The organism is Shigella sonnei, from assembly GCF_002950395.1.
Lineage (GTDB): Bacteria > Pseudomonadota > Gammaproteobacteria > Enterobacterales > Enterobacteriaceae > ECMA0423.
In genome coordinates this window covers 4869781-4892262 of the sequence record NZ_CP026802.1, presented here as the reverse complement: position 1 = coordinate 4892262, position 22482 = coordinate 4869781, and the positions used below count along the sequence as shown (strand labels likewise).

20 protein-coding genes and 3 pseudogenes are annotated in these 22482 nt (G+C 53.7%); 14 read left to right on the top strand and 9 right to left on the bottom strand.

Annotated elements, in window-relative coordinates; translation table 11 throughout:
• Nucleotides 1-9 precede the first annotated feature (9 nt).
• From hycE to hycA, 5 genes are all read right to left on the bottom strand, one after another.
• A complete protein-coding gene (gene hycE, locus C1P89_RS25175; protein WP_001288143.1) occupies nucleotides 10-1707 on the bottom strand; it encodes a formate hydrogenlyase subunit HycE in 1698 nt (565 codons plus the stop codon).
• Between the two features lie 17 nt (nucleotides 1708-1724).
• A complete protein-coding gene (gene hycD / locus C1P89_RS25170) occupies nucleotides 1725-2648 on the bottom strand; it encodes a formate hydrogenlyase subunit HycD (protein WP_000115200.1) in 924 nt (307 codons plus the stop codon).
• Nucleotides 2649-2650: 2 nt separating this feature from the next.
• Nucleotides 2651-4477, bottom strand: coding sequence for a formate hydrogenlyase subunit 3 (hycC, locus tag C1P89_RS25165; RefSeq protein ID WP_001274415.1), 1827 nt, complete (start codon nucleotides 4475-4477; stop codon nucleotides 2651-2653).
• Nucleotides 4474-5085 carry a formate hydrogenlyase subunit HycB gene (hycB, locus tag C1P89_RS25160; protein ID WP_001079199.1) on the bottom strand — a complete coding sequence of 204 codons (612 nt, stop codon included), beginning with the start codon at nucleotides 5083-5085 and terminating at the stop codon, nucleotides 4474-4476. The genes hycC and hycB overlap by 4 nt, the downstream gene beginning before the upstream one ends.
• Before the next feature lie 124 nt (nucleotides 5086-5209).
• Nucleotides 5210-5671, bottom strand: a complete 462-nt coding sequence (gene hycA, locus C1P89_RS25155; RefSeq protein ID WP_000158056.1) for a formate hydrogenlyase regulator HycA — start codon at nucleotides 5669-5671, stop codon at nucleotides 5210-5212.
• Between the two features lie 211 nt (nucleotides 5672-5882).
• Here hycA and hypA point away from each other — a divergent pair, with 211 nt between their 5' ends.
• From hypA to flhA, 6 genes and pseudogenes are all read left to right on the top strand, one after another.
• Nucleotides 5883-6233, top strand: a complete 351-nt coding sequence (gene hypA / locus C1P89_RS25145; protein ID WP_001299100.1) for a hydrogenase maturation nickel metallochaperone HypA — start codon at nucleotides 5883-5885, stop codon at nucleotides 6231-6233.
• A 3-nt stretch (nucleotides 6234-6236) separates the two neighbouring features.
• Nucleotides 6237-7109, top strand: a complete 873-nt coding sequence (gene hypB / locus C1P89_RS25140) for a hydrogenase nickel incorporation protein HypB (protein WP_000337665.1) — start codon at nucleotides 6237-6239, stop codon at nucleotides 7107-7109.
• Complete coding sequence (hypC, locus tag C1P89_RS25135; RefSeq protein WP_000334881.1) at nucleotides 7100-7372, top strand: hydrogenase 3 maturation protein HypC; 273 nt, start codon at nucleotides 7100-7102, stop codon at nucleotides 7370-7372. Before hypB ends, hypC begins: the two co-directional genes overlap by 10 nt.
• Entirely contained in the window at nucleotides 7372-8493 is a 1122-nt protein-coding gene (gene hypD, locus C1P89_RS25130) for a hydrogenase formation protein HypD (RefSeq protein ID WP_001212981.1), read from the top strand. Before hypC ends, hypD begins: the two co-directional genes overlap by 1 nt.
• A complete protein-coding gene (gene hypE, locus C1P89_RS25125; RefSeq protein ID WP_001059914.1) occupies nucleotides 8490-9500 on the top strand; it encodes a hydrogenase maturation carbamoyl dehydratase HypE in 1011 nt (336 codons plus the stop codon). The genes hypD and hypE overlap by 4 nt, the downstream gene beginning before the upstream one ends.
• Before the next feature lie 73 nt (nucleotides 9501-9573).
• Nucleotides 9574-11651, top strand: a pseudogene (flhA, locus tag C1P89_RS25120) (formate hydrogenlyase transcriptional activator FlhA).
• Between the two features lie 36 nt (nucleotides 11652-11687).
• On the opposite strand, the gene C1P89_RS25115 reads toward flhA, so the two are convergent.
• Together C1P89_RS25115 and C1P89_RS26200 are read right to left on the bottom strand one after the other, a co-directional pair.
• Complete coding sequence (locus C1P89_RS25115; RefSeq protein ID WP_000015498.1) at nucleotides 11688-12041, bottom strand: nitrous oxide-stimulated promoter family protein; 354 nt, start codon at nucleotides 12039-12041, stop codon at nucleotides 11688-11690.
• A 76-nt stretch (nucleotides 12042-12117) separates the two neighbouring features.
• Nucleotides 12118-12252 carry a hypothetical protein gene (locus tag C1P89_RS26200; RefSeq protein ID WP_000611926.1) on the bottom strand — a complete coding sequence of 45 codons (135 nt, stop codon included), beginning with the start codon at nucleotides 12250-12252 and terminating at the stop codon, nucleotides 12118-12120.
• 75 nt (nucleotides 12253-12327) lie between these two features.
• On the opposite strand from C1P89_RS26200, the gene mutS reads away from it, so the two are divergent.
• On the top strand, nucleotides 12328-14889 hold the full coding sequence (gene mutS / locus C1P89_RS25110; RefSeq protein ID WP_001272924.1) for a DNA mismatch repair protein MutS: 2562 nt from the start codon (nucleotides 12328-12330) through the stop codon (nucleotides 14887-14889).
• 105 nt (nucleotides 14890-14994) lie between these two features.
• A pseudogene (locus tag C1P89_RS25105) lies at nucleotides 14995-15411 on the top strand (metallophosphoesterase); the annotation flags it as partial.
• A gap of 16 nt (nucleotides 15412-15427) precedes the next feature.
• Here C1P89_RS25105 and C1P89_RS25100 read toward each other — a convergent pair.
• A protein-coding gene (locus tag C1P89_RS25100) for an IS1-like element IS1A family transposase (protein WP_094096600.1) occupies nucleotides 15428-16125 on the bottom strand; the annotation gives its coding sequence in 2 pieces (ribosomal slippage) (nucleotides 15428-15876 and nucleotides 15876-16125; 699 coding nt in all).
• A gap of 51 nt (nucleotides 16126-16176) precedes the next feature.
• On the opposite strand from C1P89_RS25100, the pseudogene C1P89_RS25095 reads away from it, so the two are divergent.
• A pseudogene (locus C1P89_RS25095) lies at nucleotides 16177-16428 on the top strand (metallophosphoesterase family protein); the annotation flags it as partial.
• A gap of 50 nt (nucleotides 16429-16478) precedes the next feature.
• On the opposite strand, the gene ygbI reads toward C1P89_RS25095, so the two are convergent.
• The gene (gene ygbI / locus C1P89_RS25090; RefSeq protein ID WP_001297141.1) at nucleotides 16479-17246 is read right to left on the bottom strand and encodes a DNA-binding transcriptional repressor YgbI; all 768 of its coding nucleotides are present in this window, start codon (nucleotides 17244-17246) and stop codon (nucleotides 16479-16481) included.
• A gap of 195 nt (nucleotides 17247-17441) precedes the next feature.
• Here ygbI and ltnD point away from each other — a divergent pair, with 195 nt between their 5' ends.
• The 5 genes from ltnD to C1P89_RS25065 all read left to right on the top strand — a co-directional run bounded on the left by ltnD (nucleotide 17442) and on the right by C1P89_RS25065 (nucleotide 22478).
• The gene (gene ltnD, locus C1P89_RS25085) at nucleotides 17442-18350 is read left to right on the top strand and encodes an L-threonate dehydrogenase (RefSeq protein WP_000847963.1); all 909 of its coding nucleotides are present in this window, start codon (nucleotides 17442-17444) and stop codon (nucleotides 18348-18350) included.
• Nucleotides 18347-19609 carry a 3-oxo-tetronate kinase gene (otnK, locus tag C1P89_RS25080; protein ID WP_000590425.1) on the top strand — a complete coding sequence of 421 codons (1263 nt, stop codon included), beginning with the start codon at nucleotides 18347-18349 and terminating at the stop codon, nucleotides 19607-19609. Before ltnD ends, otnK begins: the two co-directional genes overlap by 4 nt.
• Nucleotides 19606-20244, top strand: coding sequence for a 3-oxo-tetronate 4-phosphate decarboxylase (gene otnC / locus C1P89_RS25075; protein WP_001278994.1), 639 nt, complete (start codon nucleotides 19606-19608; stop codon nucleotides 20242-20244). Before otnK ends, otnC begins: the two co-directional genes overlap by 4 nt.
• A 4-nt stretch (nucleotides 20245-20248) precedes the next feature.
• On the top strand, nucleotides 20249-21025 hold the full coding sequence (locus tag C1P89_RS25070; protein ID WP_001136918.1) for an HPr family phosphocarrier protein: 777 nt from the start codon (nucleotides 20249-20251) through the stop codon (nucleotides 21023-21025).
• An 88-nt stretch (nucleotides 21026-21113) separates the two neighbouring features.
• Nucleotides 21114-22478 (top strand): GntP family transporter, encoded by a 1365-nt coding sequence (locus C1P89_RS25065; protein ID WP_000104429.1) that lies wholly within the window; start codon nucleotides 21114-21116, stop codon nucleotides 22476-22478.
• Nucleotides 22479-22482: the final 4 nt, after the last annotated feature.

The following is a 22482-nucleotide window of genomic DNA, read 5'->3' as shown; positions in this document are numbered from 1 at the left end:
GGCGATTCCTTATTTCAGCGGCGAGTTTTTACGCTCAATGCTGTAACGCTCGAGTTCTTTGTACGGCACCACTTTGCTCTTTTTCTTACGCACATCGACCACGGTCATGCGGTCGGTACAGGAGTAGCAAGGGTCCAAGCTACCGATAATCAGCGGCGCATCGGAAACGGTGTTACCGCGCAGCATGTAGCGCAGGGTCGGCCAGTTCGCGTAGGTCGCGGCACGGCAGCGCCAGCGGTACAGCTTCTGGTTGTCGCCGGTCATGCTCCAGTGGATATCGTCGCCGCGCGGCGCTTCGGCAAAGCCCAGCGCGAAACGGTGCGGAATGTAGGTAAAGCCTTCCACCATCAGCGGACCGCCCGGCAGGTTATCCAGACCGTAGTCGATCATGTTCAGCGCGGTATAAACTTCGTTGATACGCACTTTCAGACGGGAAATAACGTCGCAGCCCTGCTCGCTGTGGACTTCCATTGGCAGCAGGCCATAACCGACAAACGGGTGATCGGCGCGAGTATCGCGGGCGTGACCGCTGGCGCGAACCATCGGGCCAACGTTACTGAAATCGCGGGCCATTTCCGGGTCCAGACGACCAATGCCGACGGTGCGCTGTTCCATGTTCGGCGTACTCAGCAGCACATCCACCAGCTCCTGCACTTCACGACGCATCTGTTGCGCCAGCTGGCGGGTCTGGATCATGTCATCTTTCAACAGATCGCGACGAATCCCGCCGATCAGGTTCAGGCCGTAGGTTTTACGCGCACCGGTGAGGATCTCTGCCATTTTCATGGAGGTTTCACGCACGCGGAAGAACTGCATAAAGCCGGAGTCAAAGCCGGTAAAGTGGCAGGCGAGACCGAGGTTGAGCAGATGCGAGTGCAGGCGTTCCACCTCCAGCAGAATGGCGCGGATCATCTGCGCACGTTCTGGCACCTGAATACCCATCGCGTTTTCTACCGACGTGGTGTAGGCGGTGCTGTGGGCAAAGCCGCAGATCCCGCACACACGGTCAGAGAGGAAGGTCACTTCGTTGTAACCCATACGGGTTTCCGCCAGTTTTTCCATGCCGCGATGAACGTAGAACAGACGGTAGTCGGCGTCGATAATGTTTTCGCCATCGACGAACAGACGGAAGTGGCCCGGTTCGTCAGAAGTGACGTGCAGCGGACCAATCGGCACGACGTTGTTTTTCTTGTCGCCCAGTTCGTTGATGAACTCGTAGGTTTCAGCATCGGTGGTCGGTGCCGGACGCTGACGATAATCCATGCTGTCTTTACGCAGCGGATAAAGTTCATCCGGCAGCACCAGACGGCGTTCATCCGGCAGACCAACCGGAATCAAACCGTACATATCGCGCACTTCGCGCTCGCCCCACACCGCCGCCGGAACGCGCGGCGTCACGGACGGATACTCCGGTTTGTTGGCATCAACTTCGACGCGAACCGTTACCCAGCACTTAGTCCCCTTCTCCATCGACAGCACGTAATAAACGGCGTAATGACCATTCAGTTTGCGTTCGTCGTTACCAAAAAGCACCGACAACCAGCCCCCCTGCTTGTAGTAGAGAAACTCCACCACTTCCGGCAGATAGTTCACCTTTACGGTGACAGTCAGCTGATCTTTGGTCTGCCAGGCGTGGTCCAGCACGACGCCCGGAAATGCCTCATTCAGCGCGGCGAGATAATGTTGACCTAATTTTTCTTCAGACATGCTCAAACTCTCTTTAATCACGCCGCCAGCAAGGAGACGAACGCTAAAAATGCAAAGCCAAACCCAGTCCAGGTAATGCGCGGAGTAATATCAAGACGCAGACGGGCCATGCTGTTTTCGAACAGCGCGATAACCAGGACGCCGACGACCAGTTTGACGATGGCAATCACCAGCGCCAGCAGCAGCCCACCGGCGGTGAAGGTTTCCATCTGTCCCCACGGGATAAATACGCCGACGAACATCTGCAGCACCACCAGCTGTTTCAGGCTGATACCCCATTTCATGACGCCAAAGCCGCTGCCGCTGTATTCAGAGAGCGGGCCTTCCTGCAGCTCCTGCTCGGCTTCCGCCAGGTCGAACGGCAGTTTGCCCATTTCGATAAAGGTGGCGAACGCACAGGCACAAAGCGCCAGTACCAGCGGGATGCTCTGGCTCAGCGGCCAGTGATAAACGGTGTCGGTGATGTTGCTGATGTTGGTGGAACCGGCAACCTGTGCGGCAACCCACAGACCAAGCAGCAGCATCGGTTCGACCAGCACGCCAAGCATCGCTTCACGGCTCGCGCCGATAGCGGTAAACGGGCTACCGGTATCCAGACCAGAAATGGCAAAGAAGAAACGCGCGATGGCAAAGAGATACAGTAAGGTGATTAAATCACCCAGTTGCGGCAGCGGAGAACCGACGGTCACCACCGGCAGCGCAGTAGCGATAGTCAGCATGACGCCCACCATCACATACGGCGTCAGGCGGAACACCCAGCCGGAGGCATCCGGGCCAACGCTCTGGCGGCCCAGCAGTTTGAAAATGTCACGATACTCCTGCAACACACCCGGCCCACGACGGTTATGCAGACGGGCGCGCGCCACGCGGGTAATACCGGAGAGCAGCGGCGCAACGGCAAATAACACCAGCGCCTGAATTAACGGATATAAAACACTCATTCTCAGGCTCCTCGTGAAACAATAATCACCACCAGTACCGCCAGTTCAACCAGCGCCATCCGGCGGAACAGCAACGCACTACCTTCGCACTGCCAGCCCGGCACCAGCGACACCGGATTCAGCCATTTGCGCAGTTTCAGCACTGGCGCAAACGCCTGTTTAACCGGCATGGCAAAACCGTGAGCGGTAATCACCATTGATTTTTCATGGTCGTAGCCGCACACCCAGGCCGCACCGCGGGAACGTGACGGCAGGCGGTCGCCTTTGCAAATCGCCATAATGATGAATGGCAGCAGCGGGCAGGCAATCAGCAGCAATGTGATCATTGGTTGAGAAACGGTGGTGTTAGCAGGCTCCAGAGGCAGAGGTACAGCAGCAGAGAGCATCGGCAGCAGCCACGGCGCAGCAACACCGCCAATTACGCAGCAAATCGCCAGTGCCACTACGCTTACGCTCATCAGGAGCGGCGCACAGGTGGCGTTTTCGGCTTCTTTGGTACGCGGCGCGCCGAGGAACGTGACGCCATAGACTTTCGCCATACACATCACCGCCAGCGCACCGGTAATTGCCAGACCCACAGCGAGCAGCGGCCCCAGCAGACGGGCAACAAACGCGCCGCTATTGCTCAGTTTGAAGAAGGATTGATAGATAACCCATTCCCCGGCAAACCCGTTCAGTGGCGGCAGCGCAGCCATTGCCATCAACCCGACTAACATGGCGATGGAGATAACCGGCATTTTCTTGCCAATACCACCGAGTTTTTCGATATCGCGATGACCGGTACGGAACCAGACGCTCCCCGCCCCGAGGAACAGTACGCTTTTGAACAGGCTATGGTTAAGCAGATGGTACAGACCACCGACCAGGCCAAGAGCAATCAGCGCCGGTTGTTCGAGCGCGATACCCGTTACGCCAGCGCCCAGCCCCAGCAGGATAATGCCGATATTTTCCAGGGTGTGGTAAGCCAGCAGGCGCTGGATGTTGTGTTCCATCAACGCATACAGACCACCGACGAACGCGGTGATCATGCCGAGCACCAGCAGCGCGATCCCCCACCACAGCGGTGCATTACCGCCCAGCAGTGACAGGGTTAACATGCCCAGCAGGCCAATTTTCATGACTACCGTAGAAAACAACGCGGCAGCTGGCGCAGAGGCGTTAGCATGTGCCTGCGGCACCCAGCCGTGCAGCGGAATAATCCCGGCCAGCAGGCCAAAGCCAATCACACCGAGCAGCCAGATATCGGAACCGAGCGGCAGCTGTTGCATACGCATATCCAGTAGGCACAGATCCAGCGTGCCATAACGCTGCCACAGCAGCCAGCAAGCAATCACCAGCAGCAGAGTGCCAAGACGCCCCAGCGCAAACCACAGTTTGCCCTCTTTGCTGTTGCTGGTGAGGAACACCGCACACAAGGCCATGACTTCGGCCATTACCACGAACATGCCGAGGTTGCTGGCGATGACGGCGCAGACGGCGGCAGCCATCAACATATTGATCTGCAAGCCGTTGCACTTCACCTGCGCGTGGCGATGCCAGTCAATGTTGTAGAGGCTGACAAACAGACCGCACAGACCGAGCGTAATCAGCCAAATCGCGTTAAGCGGAGAGATTTGCACATCGTAGCTTACCAGCGACAGCGCACCGCTCACGCCAACCGCGCCAGTCAGTACAGTGAAGCCCGCGGCTGCCGTATACAGACTACCAACCGCGCCGCCAATTCCAGCTATCCAGCCACTTAACGCTTTTTGAAAAGAAAAGAGAAATGCCAGAACAGCGGCGGCGACAAACCATGCCACGCCGCTATTGATCAGGGAAATTGCGCTCATTTAGCCTCTCCACTTTGAGCCTGCTGAAACAAGGTGAGATCGCCAAAGTCCGTGTTAAAGGTCAGCTCACGCTTACGTTTGCTGACGCGGGCGATATCGGTGTTATCCACCAGATGCAGGGCTTTAGTCGGGCACATCCGCACGCAGGCCGGACCTTGTTCATCAAAACTGCAAAGGTCACATTTGACGGCGATCGCGCGAATACCCGGCACCCAGTCAAGCAGCGTACTGATACGCGCCGGAGCAGGCGGTGCCGGTGGCGCTTTCGGGGTATTGGCGTTTGCCGGAATATCCAGCGGACGGCTGCCGGAAAATTCAATTGCGCCAAACGGGCAGGCGATGCCGCACAGTTTGCAGCTTACGCACAGACTTTCATTCAACTGCACGGCCCCATCAATGCGGGTGATGGCGTTAACCGGGCAAACCACCGCACAGGGTGCATCTTCACAGTGGTGACAGAGCTGCGGCGCAGATTCTTTTTCATTCAGCATCACTCTCAGGCGCGGCATTGATTGCAGGCCGTGCTGGCGATGCGTCTCTGAACAGGCGGCCTCACAAGTGTGGCAGCCGATACAGAGCGTGGAGTCAACAATTACAAAACGATTCACCAGGCATTCCTCAGGTGATTGTCATTTTTGACGAAAACATGCCGATGAAATGTCATTTTCGACACTCATCGACACGCCCATCCCCAAACAGGCGTAACGCCTGCAAAACGGGCAAAGCCTCAGCTCATGCTGCCGGGCTTTGTCCCTTTACCAGTTGGCTTAAATTCACCGGCACATTGTTTTCAATAGCGGTGTATAAGCTGTCGTAAACGCCAGCGATTTTTTCGAGATAGTGTTCCAGAACCTGTTCGCGATCGCGGATGTTGACCTTGCCATCAATCATGCCGTCAATGCTCAGTTGCGCCTGCGCAATCCGCTGTTTGTCTTCGCCATCTTTTGTTTCGACGTAATACTCGATGGTGTGGCTGTTAAAGCCATCCGCCAGGGTGACGTAAATACGAAAATGTTCAAAAAGGACGAAACAGAGTTCTTTGTCCGGCGCGCAGCTCATGGCGTGATGCAGGCGCGCTTTCGATAACGTGATCCCCTGAACCAGCGAATTGCAGTAGATGTGCCACTGGTCCTGTAGGCGACGATGCCGCTGTGCGATGTAATCGGCTTTCTCGCTTATTTCCCAAATAGTCATTGTCAGGTTACCCGTTTAACAGAGATGCCAGCTTTAAGCATTTTCTATGCCAACTTTTAATTTATTGTTATTAAATAGATTTTTAAGCTAAAGATGAATTTCGTCGCCGTGTCGACGTGTCATTTCGACATCATCGACATTATTCACCGCAGGGATAATCAACACTGGCACAATTATTGCTTGTAGCTGGCAATAGTTAATGGGAGGCGATATGCACGAAATAACCCTCTGCCAACGGGCACTGGAATTGATCGAACAGCAGGCCGCAAAACACGGCGCAAAACGCGTAACTGGGGTCTGGCTCAAAATTGGCGCATTTTCTTGTGTCGAAACCAGCTCTCTTGCCTTTTGTTTTGATCTGGTTTGCCGCGGCAGCGTGGCGGAAGGTTGTAAACTGCACCTCGAAGAACAAGAGGCCGAATGCTGGTGTGAAACATGCCAACAGTATGTGACGCTACTGACCCAGCGCGTCCGCCGCTGTCCACAGTGTCATGGTGACATGCTACAGATTGTGGCAGACGACGGTTTACAGATTCGGCGGATAGAAATAGACCAGGAGTGAGCGATGTGTACAACATGCGGTTGCGGTGAAGGCAACCTGTATATCGAGGGTGATGAACATAACCCTCATTCCGCGTTTCGTAGCGCGCCATTTGCCCCGGCGGCACGCCCGAAGATGAAAATCACCGGCATTAAAGCGCCTGAATTTACCCCCAGCCAGACTGAAGAAGGCGACCTGCATTACGGTCATGGCGAAGCGGGCACTCACGCGCCGGGCATGAGCCAGCGTCGGATGCTGGAAGTCGAAATTGACGTGCTGGACAAAAATAACCGTCTGGCTGAACGCAACCGCGCGCGCTTTGCTGCCCGCAAGCAACTGGTGCTCAACCTGGTTTCCAGCCCTGGTTCCGGTAAAACCACCCTGCTGACGGAAACCCTAATGCGCCTGAAAGACAGCGTTCCGTGCGCGGTTATTGAAGGTGACCAGCAAACCGTGAACGATGCCGCACGCATTCGCGCTACCGGCACACCAGCGATTCAGGTGAACACCGGTAAAGGCTGCCATCTTGACGCACAGATGATTGCCGACGCCGCACCGCGTCTGCCACTGGACGATAACGGTATTCTGTTTATCGAAAACGTTGGCAACCTCGTATGCCCGGCCAGCTTCGATCTCGGTGAAAAACACAAAGTGGCGGTGCTTTCCGTTACCGAAGGTGAAGACAAACCGCTGAAATATCCGCATATGTTTGCCGCCGCCTCGCTGATGCTGCTCAACAAAGTTGACCTGTTGCCGTATCTCAACTTTGACGTTGAGAAGTGCATCGCCTGCGCCCGCGAAGTCAATCCAGAAATTGAAATCATCCTTATTTCCGCCACCAGCGGCGAAGGGATGGACCAGTGGCTGAACTGGCTGGAGACACAGCGATGTGCATAGGCGTTCCCGGCCAGATCCGCACCATTGACGGCAACCAGGCAAAAGTCGACGTCTGCGGCATTCAGCGCGATGTCGATTTAACGTTAGTCGGCAGCTGCGATGAAAACGGTCAGCCGCGCGTGGGCCAGTGGGTACTGGTACACGTTGGCTTTGCCATGAGCGTAATTAATGAAGCCGAAGCACGCGACACTCTCGACGCCTTACAAAACATGTTTGACGTTGAGCCGGATGTCGGCGCGCTGTTGTATGGCGAGGAAAAATAATGCGTTTTGTTGATGAATATCGCGCGCCGGAACAGGTGATGCAGTTAATTGAGCATCTGCGCGAACGTGCTTCACATCTCTCTTACACCGCCGAACGCCCTCTGCGGATTATGGAAGTGTGCGGTGGTCATACCCACGCCATTTTTAAATTCGGCCTCGACCAGTTACTGCCTGAAAACGTTGAGTTTATCCACGGTCCGGGTTGCCCGGTGTGCGTACTGCCGATGGGTAGAATCGACACCTGCGTGGAGATTGCCAGCCATCCGGAAGTCATCTTCTGTACCTTTGGCGACGCCATGCGCGTGCCGGGGAAACAGGGATCGCTGTTGCAGGCAAAAGCACGCGGTGCCGATGTGCGCATCGTTTACTCGCCGATGGATGCGTTGAAACTGGCGCAGGAGAATCCAACCCGTAAAGTCGTATTCTTCGGCTTAGGTTTTGAAACCACCATGCCGACCACCGCCATCACCCTGCAACAGGCGAAAGCCCGCGATGTGCAGAATTTTTACTTCTTCTGCCAGCATATTACGCTTATCCCGACGCTGCGCAGTTTGCTGGAACAGCCGGATAACGGTATCGACGCGTTCCTCGCGCCGGGCCACGTTAGTATGGTTATCGGCACTGATGCCTATAATTTTATCGCCAGCGATTTTCATCGTCCGCTGGTGGTCGCTGGTTTCGAACCCCTTGATCTACTGCAAGGCGTGGTCATGCTGGTGGAGCAGAAAATAGCGGCCCACAGCAAGGTAGAGAATCAGTATCGTCGGGTGGTACCGGATGCCGGTAACCTGCTGGCGCAACAGGCAATTGCTGATGTGTTCTGTGTCAACGGCGACAGCGAATGGCGCGGCTTAGGCGTGATTGAATCTTCTGGCGTGCACCTGACGCCGGATTATCAACGATTCGATGCCGAAGCACATTTCCGCCCAGCACCGCAGCAGGTCTGCGATGACCCGCGCGCGCGTTGTGGTGAGGTATTAACGGGCAAATGTAAGCCGCATCAATGCCCGCTGTTTGGTAACACCTGTAATCCTCAAACCGCATTTGGTGCACTGATGGTCTCCTCCGAAGGAGCGTGCGCCGCGTGGTATCAGTATCGTCAGCAGGAGAATGAAGCGTGAATAATATCCAACTCGCCCACGGCAGCGGCGGCCAGGCGATGCAGCAATTAATCAACAGCCTGTTTATGGAAGCCTTTGCCAACCCGTGGCTGGCAGAGCAGGAAGACCAGGCACGTCTTGATCTGGCGCAGCTGGTAGCAGAAGGCGACCGTCTGGCGTTCTCCACCGACAGTTACGTCATTGACCCGCTGTTCTTTCCTGGCGGTAATATCGGCAAGCTGGCGATTTGCGGCACAGCCAATGACGTTGCGGTCAGTGGCGCTATTCCGCGCTATCTCTCCTGTGGCTTTATCCTCGAAGAAGGATTGCCGATGGAGACACTGAAAGCCGTAGTGACCAGCATGGCAGAAACCGCGCGCGCGGCAGGCATTGCCATCGTTACTGGCGATACTAAAGTGGTGCAGCGCGGCGCGGCAGATAAACTGTTTATCAACACCGCTGGCATGGGCGCAATTCCGGCGAATATTCACTGGGGCGCACAGACGCTAACCGCAGGCGATGTATTACTGGTTAGCGGCACGCTCGGGGACCACGGGGCGACTATCCTTAACCTGCGTGAGCAGCTGGGGCTGGATGGCGAACTGGTCAGCGACTGCGCGGTACTGACGCCGCTTATTCAGACGCTGCGTGACATTCCCGGCGTGAAAGCGCTGCGTGATGCCACCCGTGGTGGTGTGAACGCGGTAGTTCATGAGTTCGCGGCAGCCTGCGGTTGTGGTATTGAAATTTCAGAAGTGGCACTGCCGGTTAAACCTGCCGTGCGCGGCGTTTGCGAACTGCTGGGACTGGACGCCCTTAACTTTGCCAACGAAGGCAAACTGGTGATCGCCGTTGAACGCAACGCGGCAGAGCAAGTGCTGGCAGCGTTACATTCCCATCCACTGGGGAAAGACGCGGCGCTAATTGGTGAAGTGGTGGAACGTAAAGGTGTTCGTCTTGCCGGTCTGTATGGTGTGAAACGAACCCTCGATTTACCACACGCCGAACCTCTTCCGCGTATATGCTAATAAAATTCTAAATCTCCTATAGTTAGTCAATGACCTTTTGCACCGCTTTGCGGTGCTTTCCTGGAAGAACAAAATGTCATATACACCGATGAGTGATCTCGGACAGCAAGGGTTGTTCGACATCACTCGGACACTATTGCAGCAGCCCGATCTGGCCTCGCTGTGTGAGGCTCTTTCGCAACTGGTAAAGCGTTCTGCGCTCGCCGACAACGCGGCTATTGTGTTGTGGCAAGCGCAGACTCAACGTGCGTCTTATTACGCATCGCGTGAAAAAGACACCCCATTAAATATGAAGACGAAACTGTTCTGGCACACGGTCCGGTACGCCGCATTTTGTCGCGCCCTGATACGCTGCATTGCAGTTACGAAGAATTTTGTGAAACCTGGCCGCAGCTGGTCGCAGGTGGGCTATACCCCAAATTTGGTCACTATTGCCTGATGCCACTGGCGGCGGAAGGGCATATTTTTGGTGGCTGTGAATTTATTCGTTATGACGATCGTCCCTGGAGCGAAAAAGAGTTCAATCGTCTGCAAACATTTACGCAGATCGTTTCTGTCGTCACCGAACAAATCCAGAGCCGCGTCGTCAACAATGTCGACTATGAGTTGTTATGCCGGGAGCGCGATAACTTCCGCATCCTGGTTGCCATTACCAACGCGGTGCTTTCCCGCCTGGATATGGACGAACTGGTCAGCGAAGTCGCCAAAGAAATCCATTACTATTTCGACATTGACGATATCAGTATCGTCTTACGCAGCCACCGTAAAAACAAACTCAACATCTACTCCACTCACTATCTTGATAAACAACATCCCGCCCACGAACAGAGCGAAGTCGATGAAGCCGGAACCCTCACCGAACGCGTGTTCAAAAGTAAAGAGATGCTGCTGATCAATCTCCACGAGCGGGACGATTTAGCCCCCTATGAACGCATGTTGTTCGACACCTAGGGCAACCAGATTCAAACCTTGTGCCTGTTACCGCTGATGTCTGGCGACACCATGCTGGGCGTGCTGAAACTGGCGCAATGCGAAGAGAAAGTGTTTACCACTACCAATCTGAATTTGCTGCGCCAGATTGCCGAACGTGTGGCAATCGCTGTCGATAACGCCCTCGCCTATCAGGAAATCCATCGTCTGAAAGAACGGCTGGTTGATGAAAACCTCGCCCTGACCGAGCAGCTCAACAATGTTGATAGTGAATTTGGCGAGATTATTGGCCGCAGCGAAGCCATGTACAGCGTGCTTAAACAAGTTGAAATGGTGGCGCAAAGTGACAGTACCGTGCTGATCCTCGGTGAAACTGGCACGGGTAAAGAGCTGATTGCCCGCGCGATCCATAATCTCAGTGGGCGTAATAATCGCCGCATGGTCAAAATGAACTGCGCGGCGATGCCTGCCGGATTGCTGGAAAGCGATCTGTTTGGTCATGAGCGTGGGGCTTTTACCGGTGCCAGCGCCCAGCGCATTGGTCGTTTTGAACTGGCGGATAAAAGCTCTCTGTTCCTCGACGAAGTGGGCGATATGCCACTGGAGTTACAGCCGAAGTTGCTGCGTGTATTGCAGGAACAGGAGTTTGAACGTCTCGGCAGCAACAAAATCATTCAGACGGACGTACGTTTAATTGCCGCGACTAACCGCGATCTGAAAAAAATGGTCGCCGACCGAGAGTTCCATAGCGATCTCTATTACCGCCTGAACGTATTCCCGATTCACCTGCCGCCACTACGCGAGCGTCCGGAAGATATTCCGCTGCTGGCGAAAGCCTTTACCTTCAAAATTGCCCGTCGTCTGGGGCGCAATATCGACAGCATTCCTGCCGAGACGCTGCGCACCTTGAGCAACATGGAGTGGCCGGGTAACGTACGCGAACTGGAAAACGTCATTGAGCGCGCGGTATTGCTAACACGCGGTAACGTGCTGCAGCTGTCATTGCCAGATATTGTTTTACCGGAACCTGAAACGCCGCCTGCCGCAACGGTTGTCGCCCAGGAGGGCGAAGATGAATATCAGTTGATTGTGCGCGTGCTGAAAGAAACCAACGGCGTGGTTGCCGGGCCTAAAGGCGCTGCGCAACGTCTGGGGCTGAAACGCACGACCCTGCTGTCACGGATGAAGCGGCTGGGAATTGATAAATCGGCATTGATTTAACTGCAAATTGCCGGACAGATCTGCCTGTCCGGCATACTATTCACGAGGTTTTTTCGGACGATATTTTTCCGGCAGTTCTGGTACCGGACGCTTGTCATCGATGAGATGACGCACGGTTAAGATCGGATGACGCCACAGCATTCTCGGCCCGGCCCAACGCATAATCTGTTTCATCTCTTCACGCTTTGCAGGCTGGTAACAGTGCACCGGACACTGCTTACAGGCTGGTTTCTCTTCGCCGAACACACATTTATCCAGCCGCTTTTGCGCGTAAACAAACAACGCCTCGTAATGCTCCGGCTCCGCTGACGCCTGCGGGCATTTCGCTTGATAAAGATCGATCATTTTTTTAATCGTCAGTTTTTCACGAGAGATACGCTTGCCGGACATGCTGCCTCCATACTCTTAAGGTGTATTTATATTACAACTTAATTTGAAAGGGGACTATGGCTCTGAAGGAGGAGGTTTATTCAACCGACGCAATTTTGCGTACTTGCTTCATAAGCATCACGCAAAAGCTGCAAAACAGCATCTTTCCCGGAACCAGCATCAAGAACTCGCCGTTCGCTTCTTCCCCTGAAATGATTAACTCCGGTATCATGTGCGCCTTATGTGATTACAACGAAAATAAAAACCATCACACCCCATTTAATATCAGGGAACCGGACATAACCCCATGAGTGCAATAGAAAATTTCGACGCCCATACGCCCATGATGCAGCAGTATCTCAGGCTGAAAGCCCAGCATCCCGAGATCCTGCTGTTTTACCGGATGGGTGATTTTTATGAACTGTTTTATGACGACGCAAAACGCGCGTCGCAACTGCTGGATATTTCACTGACCAAACGCGGTGCTTCGGCGGGAGAGCCGATCCCGATGGCGGGGATTCCCTACCATGCGGTGGAAAACTATCTCGCCAAACTGGTGAATCAGGGAGAGTCCGTTGCCATCTGCGAACAAATTGGCGATCCGGCGACCAGCAAAGGTCCGGTTGAGCGCAAAGTTGTGCGTATCGTTACGCCAGGCACCATCAGCGATGAAGCCCTGTTACAGGAGCGTCAGGACAACCTGCTGGCGGCTATCTGGCAGGACAGCAAAGGTTTCGGCTACGCGACGCTGGATATCAGCTCCGGGCGTTTTCGCCTGAGCGAACCGGCCGACCGCGAAACGATGGCGGCAGAGCTGCAACGCACTAATCCGGCGGAACTGCTGTATGCAGAAGATTTCGCCGAGATGTCGCTGATTGAAGGCCGTCGCGGCCTGCGCCGTCGCCCGCTGTGGGAGTTTGAAATCGACACCGCGCGCCAGCAGTTGAATCTGCAATTTGGCACCCGCGATCTGGTCGGTTTTGGCGTCGAGAACGCGCCGCGCGGACTTTGTGCTGCCGGTTGTCTGTTGCAGTATGCGAAAGATACCCAACGCACGACCCTGCCGCATATTCGTTCTATCACCATGGAACGTGAGCAGGACAGCATCATTATGGATGCCGCGACACGTCGTAACCTGGAAATTACTCAGAACCTGGCGGGCGGTGCGGAAAATACGCTGGCTTCTGTGCTCGACTGCACCGTCACGCCGATGGGTAGTCGTATGCTGAAACGCTGGCTGCATATGCCAGTGCGCGATACCCGCGTGTTGCTTGAGCGCCAGCAAACTATTGGCGCATTGCAGGATTTCACCGCCGAGTTGCAGCCGGTACTGCGTCAGGTCGGCGACCTGGAACGTATTCTGGCACGTCTGGCTTTACGAACTGCTCGCCCACGCGATCTGGCCCGTATGCGCCACGCTTTCCAGCAACTGCCGGAGCTGCGTGCGCAGTTAGAAACTGTCGATAGTGCACCGGTACAGGCGCTACGTGAGAAGATGGGCGAGTTTGCCGAGCTGCGCGATCTGCTGGAGCGAGCAATCATCGACACACCGCCGGTGCTGGTACGCGACGGTGGTGTTATCGCATCGGGCTATAACGAAGAGCTGGATGAGTGGCGCGCGCTGGCTGACGGCGCGACCGATTATCTGGAGCGTCTGGAAGTCCGCGAGCGTGAACGTACCGGCCTGGACACGCTGAAAGTTGGCTTTAATGCGGTGCACGGCTACTACATTCAAATCAGCCGTGGGCAAAGCCATCTGGCACCCATCAACTACATGCGTCGCCAGACGCTGAAAAACGCCGAGCGCTACATCATTCCAGAGCTAAAAGAGTACGAAGATAAAGTTCTCACCTCAAAAGGCAAAGCACTGGCACTGGAAAAACAGCTTTATGAAGAGTTGTTCGACCTGCTGTTGCCGCATCTGGAAGCGTTGCAACAGAGCGCGAGCGCGCTGGCGGAACTCGACGTGCTGGTGAACCTGGCGGAACGGGCCTATACCCTGAACTACACCTGCCCGACCTTCATTGATAAACCGGGCATTCGCATTACCGAAGGTCGCCATCCGGTAGTTGAACAAGTACTGAATGAGCCATTTATCGCTAACCCGCTGAATCTGTCGCCGCAGCGCCGTATGTTGATCATCACCGGTCCGAACATGGGCGGTAAAAGTACCTATATGCGCCAGACCGCACTGATTGCGCTGATGGCCTACATCGGCAGCTATGTACCGGCACAAAAAGTCGAGATTGGACCTATCGATCGCATCTTTACCCGCGTAGGCGCGGCAGATGACCTGGCTTCCGGGCGCTCAACCTTTATGGTGGAGATGACTGAAACCGCCAATATTTTACATAACGCCACCGAATACAGTCTGGTGTTAATGGATGAGATCGGGCGTGGAACGTCCACCTACGATGGTCTGTCGCTGGCGTGGGCGTGCGCAGAAAATCTGGCGAATAAGATTAAGGCATTGACGCTGTTTGCCACCCACTATTTCGAGCTGACCCAGCTACCGGAGAAAATGGAAGGCGTCGCCAACGTACATCTCGATGCGCTGGAGCACGGCGACACTATCGCCTTTATGCACAGCGTGCAGGACGGCGCGGCGAGCAAAAGCTACGGTCTGGCGGTTGCTGCTCTGGCGGGCGTACCGAAAGAGGTTATTAAGCGCGCACGGCAAAAACTGCGTGAGCTGGAAAGCATTTCGCCGAACGCCGCCGCGACGCAAGTGGATGGTACGCAGATGTCTTTGCTGTCAGTGCCAGAAGAAACTTCGCCTGCGGTCGAAGCACTGGAAAATCTCGACCCGGATTCACTGACTCCGCGTCAGGCGCTGGAGTGGATTTATCGCTTGAAGAGTCTGGTGTAATAACAATTCCCGATAGTCTTTTGCTATCGGGAATATTAACGACAACTGACGAATCAAATAAAAATACCCTGTATAATAGGAAAGCTTATTTTACAGGGTAAAACCATGCCATCTACACGCTATCAAAAAATCAATGCCCATCACTATCGCCATATATGGGTCGTTGGTGATATTCATGGTGAATATCAGTTATTACAATCCCGTTAACATCAACTCTCTTTTTACCCTGAAACCGACTTACTTATTTCCACAGGCGATAATATTGATCGTGGGCCGAAGAGTCTTAACGTGCTGCGCCTGCTAAACCAACCCTGGTTTACGTCGGTTAAAGGCAACCACGAAGCGATGGCGTTGGATGCATTCGAAACTGGCGATGGAAATATGTGGCTTGCCAGCGGTGGTGACTGGTTTTTCGATTTAAATGATTCAGAGCAACAAGAGGCAATAGATCTGTTGCTGAAATTCCATCACCTTCCACATATTATTGAAATCATTAATGACAACATAAAATATGCCATCGCACGGTAATGACTCCAACTTATTGATAGTGTTTTATGTTCAGATAATGCCCGATGACTTTGTCATGCAGCTCCACCGATTTTGAGAACGACAGCGACTTCCGTCCCAGCCGTGCCAGGTGCTGCCTCAGATTCAGGTTATGCCGCTCAATTCGCTGCGTATATCGCTTGCTGATTACGTGCAGCTTTCCCTTCAGGCGGGATTCATACAGCGGCCAGCCATCCGTCATCCATATCACCACGTCAAAGGGTGACAGCAGGCTCATAAGACGCCCCAGCGTCGCCATAGTGCGTTCACCGAATACGTGCGCAACAACCGTCTTCCGGAGACTGTCATACGCGTAAAACAGCCAGCGCTGGCGCGATTTAGCCCCGACATAGCCCCACTGTTCGTCCATTTCCGCGCAGACGATGACGTCACTGCCCGGCTGTATGCGCGAGGTTACCGACTGCGGCCTGAGTTTTTTAAGTGACGTAAAATCGTGTTGAGGCCAACGCCCATAATGCGTGCAGTTGCCCGGCATCCAACGCCATTCATGGCCATATCAATGATTTTCTGGTGCGTACCGGGTTGAGAAGCGGTGTAAGTGAACTGCAGTTGCCATGTTTTACGGCAGTGAGAGCAGAGATAGCGCTGATGTCCGGCAGTGCTTTTGCCGTTACGCACCACCCCGTCAGTAGCTGAACAGGAGGGACAGCTGATAGAAACAGAAGCCACTGGAGCACCTCAAAAACACCATCATACACTAAATCAGTAAGTTGGCAGCATCACCCCATCGCACATGCAGATTATCCGGGTGATGAATATCAGTTTGGTAAAGAAATAGCAGAAAGCGAATTACTCTGGCCTGTTGATCGTGTGCAGAAATCGCTTAATGGCGAGTTACAACAAATAAACGGCGCTGATTATTTTATATTTGGACATATGATGTTTGATAACATTCAGACGTTCGCTAACCAGATTTATATTGATACCGGCACGCCGAAAAGCGGGCGGCTGTCATTTTATAAAATAAAGTAGTCTCATGCTTCTTCTGTGAAGCATGAGTAACCAAATGTTATTGCAGGCCATTATTCATTTTTCGCTACCAGCAAAGAGAGATCCTGCTTCGCCAGCGCGCGACTGGCACTCTCCGGCAAACCGTCGTCTGTGATAATCTGATCAAACTCGCTTAATGGTAACGCCAGCCATGTCGCCACCTGACCATATTTCGTCGCATCACAGACCAAAACTCGCTGGCGGCTGGCACTGGCAATCGCCCGTTTCACCGTGACTTTATCTTCCGCTGGCGTAGAAATCCCCCGCACACTCCATGACGATGCAGAAATAAAAGCCTGATCAATCATCAGGCTGCGCAGCATGGTCGCAGCGGCTTCCCCGACACAGGAACGGTTTTCCCGACACACTGCACCGCCAGTGTGAATAATTGTGCAATTACTGTTGTCGAGCAAGTAGTTCGCAATAACGAAATCGTTTGTGACCACAGTCAGTGACTCCATGTGAATCAGATGCTGTGCTATCGCTAACGTGGTCGTTCCCGCATCCAGATAGATACAACTTCCCGGCTGAACAAGACTTGCCGCCAGCTTGCCAATAGCCGCTTTTTGCGTCATTGCCAGCGCAGTTTTTACCTGATGAGAAGGTTCATGCGCCACGCGTCCCGGAGACTGGACGCCTCCGGACACCAGCACAACGGCTCCCTGCTGCTCCAGTTTTTGTAAATCCCGACGAATGGTCATATGTGACACATTCATTCTGTCCGTTAGTTCAGCAATACTGACAATGCCTTTTTCAGCTACCATCTCAAGGATGATTTGGCGACGCTCTACGGGTATCAACTTTTGCTCCTTCCTTTGTCCTGCTGACATTCTACGCTATTTGCCTGCGAAACGTGCGCGGCGCAACTAACGCTTAGTTCACATAAAATAACACACAATGTTAATTTATGTGAATCAGCTCACCATATCGTTATCTTCCAGCGCTTATATTCACAATATCAAACAAAATATCACTTAAATTAACAATGAGAGCAGATGAAAACGGGATCTGAGTTTCATGTCGGTATCGTTGGCTTAGGGTCAATGGGAATGGGAGCAGCACTGTCATGTGTCCGCGCAGGTCTTTCTACCTGGGGCGCAGACCTGAACAACAATGCCTGCGCTACGTTGAAAGAGGCAGGTGCTTGCGGGGTTTCTGATAACGCCGCGACGTTTGCCGAAAAACTGGACGCTCTGCTGGTGCTGGTGGCCAATGCGGCCCAGGTTAAACAGGTGCTGTTTGGTGAAACAGGCGTTGCACAACATCTGAAACCCGGTACGGCAGTAATGGTTTCTTCCACTATCGCTAGTGCTGATGCGCAAGAAATTGCTACCGCTCTGGCTGGATTCGATCTGGAAATGCTGGATGCGCCAGTTTCTGGTGGTGCAGTAAAAGCCGCTAACGGTGAAATGACTGTCATGGCCTCCGGTAGCGATATTGCCTTTGAACGACTGGCCCCCGTGCTGGAAGCCGTTGCCGGAAAAGTTTATCGCATAGGTGCAGAACCGGGACTAGGTTCGACCGTAAAAATTATTCACCAGTTGTTAGCGGGCGTACATATTGCTGCCGGAGCCGAAGCGATGGCACTTGCAGCCCGTGCGGGGATCCCGCTGGATGTGATGTATGACGTCGTGACCAATGCCGCCGGAAATTCCTGGATGTTCGAAAACCGGATGCGTCATGTGGTGGATGGCGATTACACCCCGCATTCAGCCGTCGATATTTTTGTTAAGGATCTTGGTCTGGTTGCCGATACAGCCAAAGCCCTGCACTTCCCGCTGCCATTGGCCTCAACAGCATTGAATATGTTCACCAGCGCCAGTAACGCGGGTTACGGGAAAGAAGACGATAGCGCAGTTATCAAGATTTTCTCTGGCATCACTCTACCGGGAGCGAAATCATGATCAAGATTGGCGTTATCGCCGATGATTTTACCGGCGCGACGGATATCGCCAGTTTTCTGGTGGAAAACGGTCTACCAACGGTACAAATTAACGGTGTTCCAACAGGTAAAATGCCGGAAGCAATCGACGCACTGGTGATCAGCCTGAAAACGCGCTCCTGTCCGGTGGTTGAAGCCACACAGCAATCGCTGGCGGCTCTGAGCTGGTTGCAACAGCAAGGTTGCAAACAGATCTATTTCAAATACTGCTCTACTTTCGACAGTACGGCGAAAGGTAATATTGGCCCGGTTACCGATGCCTTAATGGATGATCTCGACACGCCGTTTACGGTCTTCTCTCCGGCCCTGTCGGTCAACGGACGTACGGTTTATCAGGGGTATTTGTTCGTAATGAATCAACTGCTGGCCGAATCCGGGATGCGCCATCACCCGGTAAATCCCATGACCGACAGCTATCTTCCCCGTCTGGTTGAAGCGCAATCCACAGGGCGCTGCGGCGTCGTTTCGGCACATGTTTTCGAACAAGGCGTGGATGCCGTTCGTCAAGAGCTGGCTCGCTTACAGCAAGAGGGCTACCGCTACGCGGTGCTTGATGCGCTGACCGAACACCATCTGGAAATTCAGGGAGAAGCCTTGCGCGATGCCCCACTGGTAACGGGCGGTTCTGGTCTGGCGATTGGCCTGGCCCGGCAGTGGGCGCAAGAAAACGGTAACCAGGCTCGCGAAGCAGGGCGTCCGCTCGCTGGGCGCGGCGTAGTGCTCTCCGGTTCATGCTCTCAAATGACCAACCGCCAGGTGGCACATTACCGTCAAATTGCACCAGCCCGTGAAGTTGATGTGGCACGCTGCCTCTCAACCGAAACTCTGGCCGCTTATGCACACGAACTGGCAGAGTGGGTTCTGGGCCAGGAAAGTGTACTTGCTCCACTGGTTTTTGCCACCGCCAGCACTGACGCATTGGCAGCAATTCAACAGCAATACGGTGCACAAAAAGCCAGTCAGGCAGTAGAAACTCTGTTTTCTCAACTAGCGGCGCGGTTAGCAGCGGAAGGCGTGACACGCTTTATTGTCGCAGGCGGTGAGACCTCCGGCGTAGTCACACAGAGCCTGGGCATAAAAGGGTTTCATATTGGCCCAACCATTTCCCCCGGCGTGCCGTGGGTAAACGCACTGGATAAGCCTGTCTCACTCGCCCTTAAATCTGGCAACTTCGGTGATGAAGCCTTTTTTTCACGAGCCCAAAGAGAGTTTTTATCATGAGCGATTTCGCAAAAGTAGAGCAGTCTTTGCGAGAGGAGATGACGCGGATTGCCAGTTCATTCTTTCAGCGCGGCTATGCAACCGGTTCGGCTGGCAATCTGTCGCTGCTTTTACCTGACGGGAATTTACTGGCGACACCGACAGGTTCATGCCTGGGCAATCTCGATCCGCAGCGGCTTTCCAAAGTCGCCGCGGATGGCGAATGGTTAAGTGGTGACAAACCCTCGAAAGAGGTGCTCTTTCATCTGGCGCTGTATCGCAACAATCCGCGCTGTAAAGCGGTGGTGCATTTGCACAGCACATGGTCGACGGCGCTTTCCTGCCTGCAAGGGCTGGACAGCAGCAACGTTATTCGTCCGTTCACACCATACGTGGTGATGCGGATGGGAAATGTCCCGCTGGTGCCTTATTACCGACCGGGCGATAAACGCATCGCACAGGATCTGGCGGAACTGGCAGCAGACAATCAGGCTTTTTTACTGGCAAATCATGGCCCAGTGGTTTGCGGTGAAAGCCTGCAAGAAGCCGCCAACAATATGGAAGAGCTGGAGGAAACGGCAAAGCTGATTTTTATTCTCGGTGACCGCCCGATCCGTTATCTGACCGCAGGTGAAATTGCGGAATTAAGGAGTTAATGCAATGCCTCGTTTTGCAGCTAATTTATCCATGATGTTCACCGAAGTGCCTTTTATTGAACGCTTCGCCGCAGCGCGAAAAGCCGGGTTCGATGCTGTGGAATTTCTGTTTCCCTATGACTACTCCACCCTGCAAATCCAAAAGCAACTGGAGCAAAACCATCTGACACTGGCGCTGTTCAATACCGCTCCCGGAGATATTAATGCGGGGGAATGGGGATTATCCGCCCTTCCCGGACGTGAGCACGAAGCACACGCAGACATCGACCTGGCACTGGAATATGCATTGGCGCTCAATTGTGAACAAGTCCATGTGATGGCAGGCGTCGTGCCCGCTGGCGAAGACGCTGAACGGTACCGGGCAGTATTTATCGATAATCTCCGCTACGCTGCCGACCGCTTTGCGCTACACGGCAAGCGAATATTAGTTGAAGCACTCAGCCCCGACGTTAAGCCTCATTATCTCTTCTCCAGCCAGTATCAGGCACTGGCTATTGTTGAAGAGGTTGCGCGAGATAACGTGTTTATTCAACTAGATACTTTTCATGCGCAAAAAGTAGATGGCAACCTGACGCATTTAATCCGCGACTACGCTGGGAAATATGCGCACGTACAAATTGCCGGACTACCTGATCGACATGAACCGGACGATGGAGAAATCAACTATCCGTGGCTGTTCCGCCTGTTCGATGAGGTGGGATATCAGGGCTGGATCGGTTGTGAATATAAACCTCGTGGCCTCACCGAAGAAGGGCTTGGCTGGTTTGACGCCTGGCGCTAATTCGTTAAATCCCTAATTACAACGTACCCATACATCCCCCCATCTACGGATGGGGTAGGTTAACTATAACTTTCAGACAGGGTTTCCCATGTCCACAATTACATTGTTATGCATTGCGTTAGCTGGCGTAATCATGCTGTTGCTGCTGGTCATCAAGGCAAAGGTACAACCATTCGTTGCTCTGCTCCTCGTCAGCCTGTTAGTCGCACTTGCGGCGGGTATACCGGCGGGCGAAGTGGGTAAAGTGATGATCGCCGGGATGGGCGGTGTGCTTGGTTCCGTCACTATTATTATTGGTCTGGGCGCTATGCTGGGGCGTATGATCGAACACTCTGGTGGTGCAGAGTCACTGGCTAATTATTTCAGTCGCAAGTTAGGTGACAAACGAACTATCGCTGCGCTGACTCTGGCAGCGTTCTTCCTCGGTATTCCCGTCTTCTTTGATGTCGGCTTTATTATTCTTGCGCCAATCATTTACGGTTTTGCCAAGGTTGCCAAAATATCGCCACTCAAATTTGGCCTGCCTGTCGCTGGGATCATGCTAACTGTACATGTGGCGGTACCGCCGCATCCAGGCCCTGTCGCCGCAGCGGGGTTACTCCACGCAGACATCGGCTGGCTAACCATCATCGGTATTGCGATTTCTATTCCCGTAGGGATTGTTGGCTACTTTGCAGCGAAAATAATCAATAAGCACCAATATGCGATGTCGGTGGAAGTACTGGAACAGATGCAACTGGCTCCGGCCAGTGAGGAAGGCGCGACAAAATTAAGCGATAAAATAAATCCACCGGGCGTCGCGCTGGTCACCTCGCTAATTGTTATTCCTATCGCGATTATCATGGCGGGTACGGTTTCCGCAACACTGATGCCGCCTTCGCATCCCCTGCTTGGTACGCTACAGCTGATCGGCTCACCAATGGTAGCTCTAATGATTGCGCTGGTGCTGGCATTCTGGTTATTGGCTTTACGTCGCGGCTGGAGCTTACAACACACCAGCGACATTATGGGCTCAGCCCTTCCCACTGCGGCGGTAGTGATTTTGGTTACTGGTGCTGGAGGGGTATTTGGCAAAGTGCTGGTGGAATCGGGCGTCGGCAAAGCCCTTGCCAACATGCTACAAATGATTGACCTGCCTCTGTTACCAGCCGCATTTATTATTTCACTGGCGCTGCGTGCATCGCAGGGGTCAGCAACCGTAGCAATCCTGACAACCGGCGGGTTACTCTCAGAAGCGGTGATGGGATTGAATCCGATTCAGTGCGTATTGGTGACGCTGGCAGCCTGCTTTGGTGGGCTTGGGGCGTCACATATTAATGACTCAGGGTTCTGGATTGTGACCAAATATCTGGGGTTGTCGGTAGCAGACGGTCTGAAAACCTGGACAGTGTTAACGACCATTCTCGGTTTTACCGGATTCTTAATTACCTGGTGCGTATGGGCGGTAATTTGACCTT

Coding starts and splice junctions, on each gene's coding strand:
- hycE (WP_001288143.1), bottom strand. CDS start 1,707: ATGTCTGAAGAAAAATTAGGTCAACATTATCTCGCCGCGCTGAATGAG.
- hycD (WP_000115200.1), bottom strand. CDS start 2,648: ATGAGTGTTTTATATCCGTTAATTCAGGCGCTGGTGTTATTTGCCGTT.
- hycC (WP_001274415.1), bottom strand. CDS start 4,477: ATGAGCGCAATTTCCCTGATCAATAGCGGCGTGGCATGGTTTGTCGCC.
- hycA (WP_000158056.1), bottom strand. CDS start 5,671: ATGACTATTTGGGAAATAAGCGAGAAAGCCGATTACATCGCACAGCGG.
- hypA (WP_001299100.1), top strand. CDS start 5,883: ATGCACGAAATAACCCTCTGCCAACGGGCACTGGAATTGATCGAACAG.
- hypB (WP_000337665.1), top strand. CDS start 6,237: ATGTGTACAACATGCGGTTGCGGTGAAGGCAACCTGTATATCGAGGGT.
- hypC (WP_000334881.1), top strand. CDS start 7,100: ATGTGCATAGGCGTTCCCGGCCAGATCCGCACCATTGACGGCAACCAG.
- hypD (WP_001212981.1), top strand. CDS start 7,372: ATGCGTTTTGTTGATGAATATCGCGCGCCGGAACAGGTGATGCAGTTA.
- C1P89_RS25115 (WP_000015498.1), bottom strand. CDS start 12,041: ATGTCCGGCAAGCGTATCTCTCGTGAAAAACTGACGATTAAAAAAATG.
- C1P89_RS26200 (WP_000611926.1), bottom strand. CDS start 12,252: ATGATACCGGAGTTAATCATTTCAGGGGAAGAAGCGAACGGCGAGTTC.
- mutS (WP_001272924.1), top strand. CDS start 12,328: ATGAGTGCAATAGAAAATTTCGACGCCCATACGCCCATGATGCAGCAG.
- ltnD (WP_000847963.1), top strand. CDS start 17,442: ATGAAAACGGGATCTGAGTTTCATGTCGGTATCGTTGGCTTAGGGTCA.
- otnK (WP_000590425.1), top strand. CDS start 18,347: ATGATCAAGATTGGCGTTATCGCCGATGATTTTACCGGCGCGACGGAT.
- otnC (WP_001278994.1), top strand. CDS start 19,606: ATGAGCGATTTCGCAAAAGTAGAGCAGTCTTTGCGAGAGGAGATGACG.
- C1P89_RS25070 (WP_001136918.1), top strand. CDS start 20,249: ATGCCTCGTTTTGCAGCTAATTTATCCATGATGTTCACCGAAGTGCCT.
- C1P89_RS25065 (WP_000104429.1), top strand. CDS start 21,114: ATGTCCACAATTACATTGTTATGCATTGCGTTAGCTGGCGTAATCATG.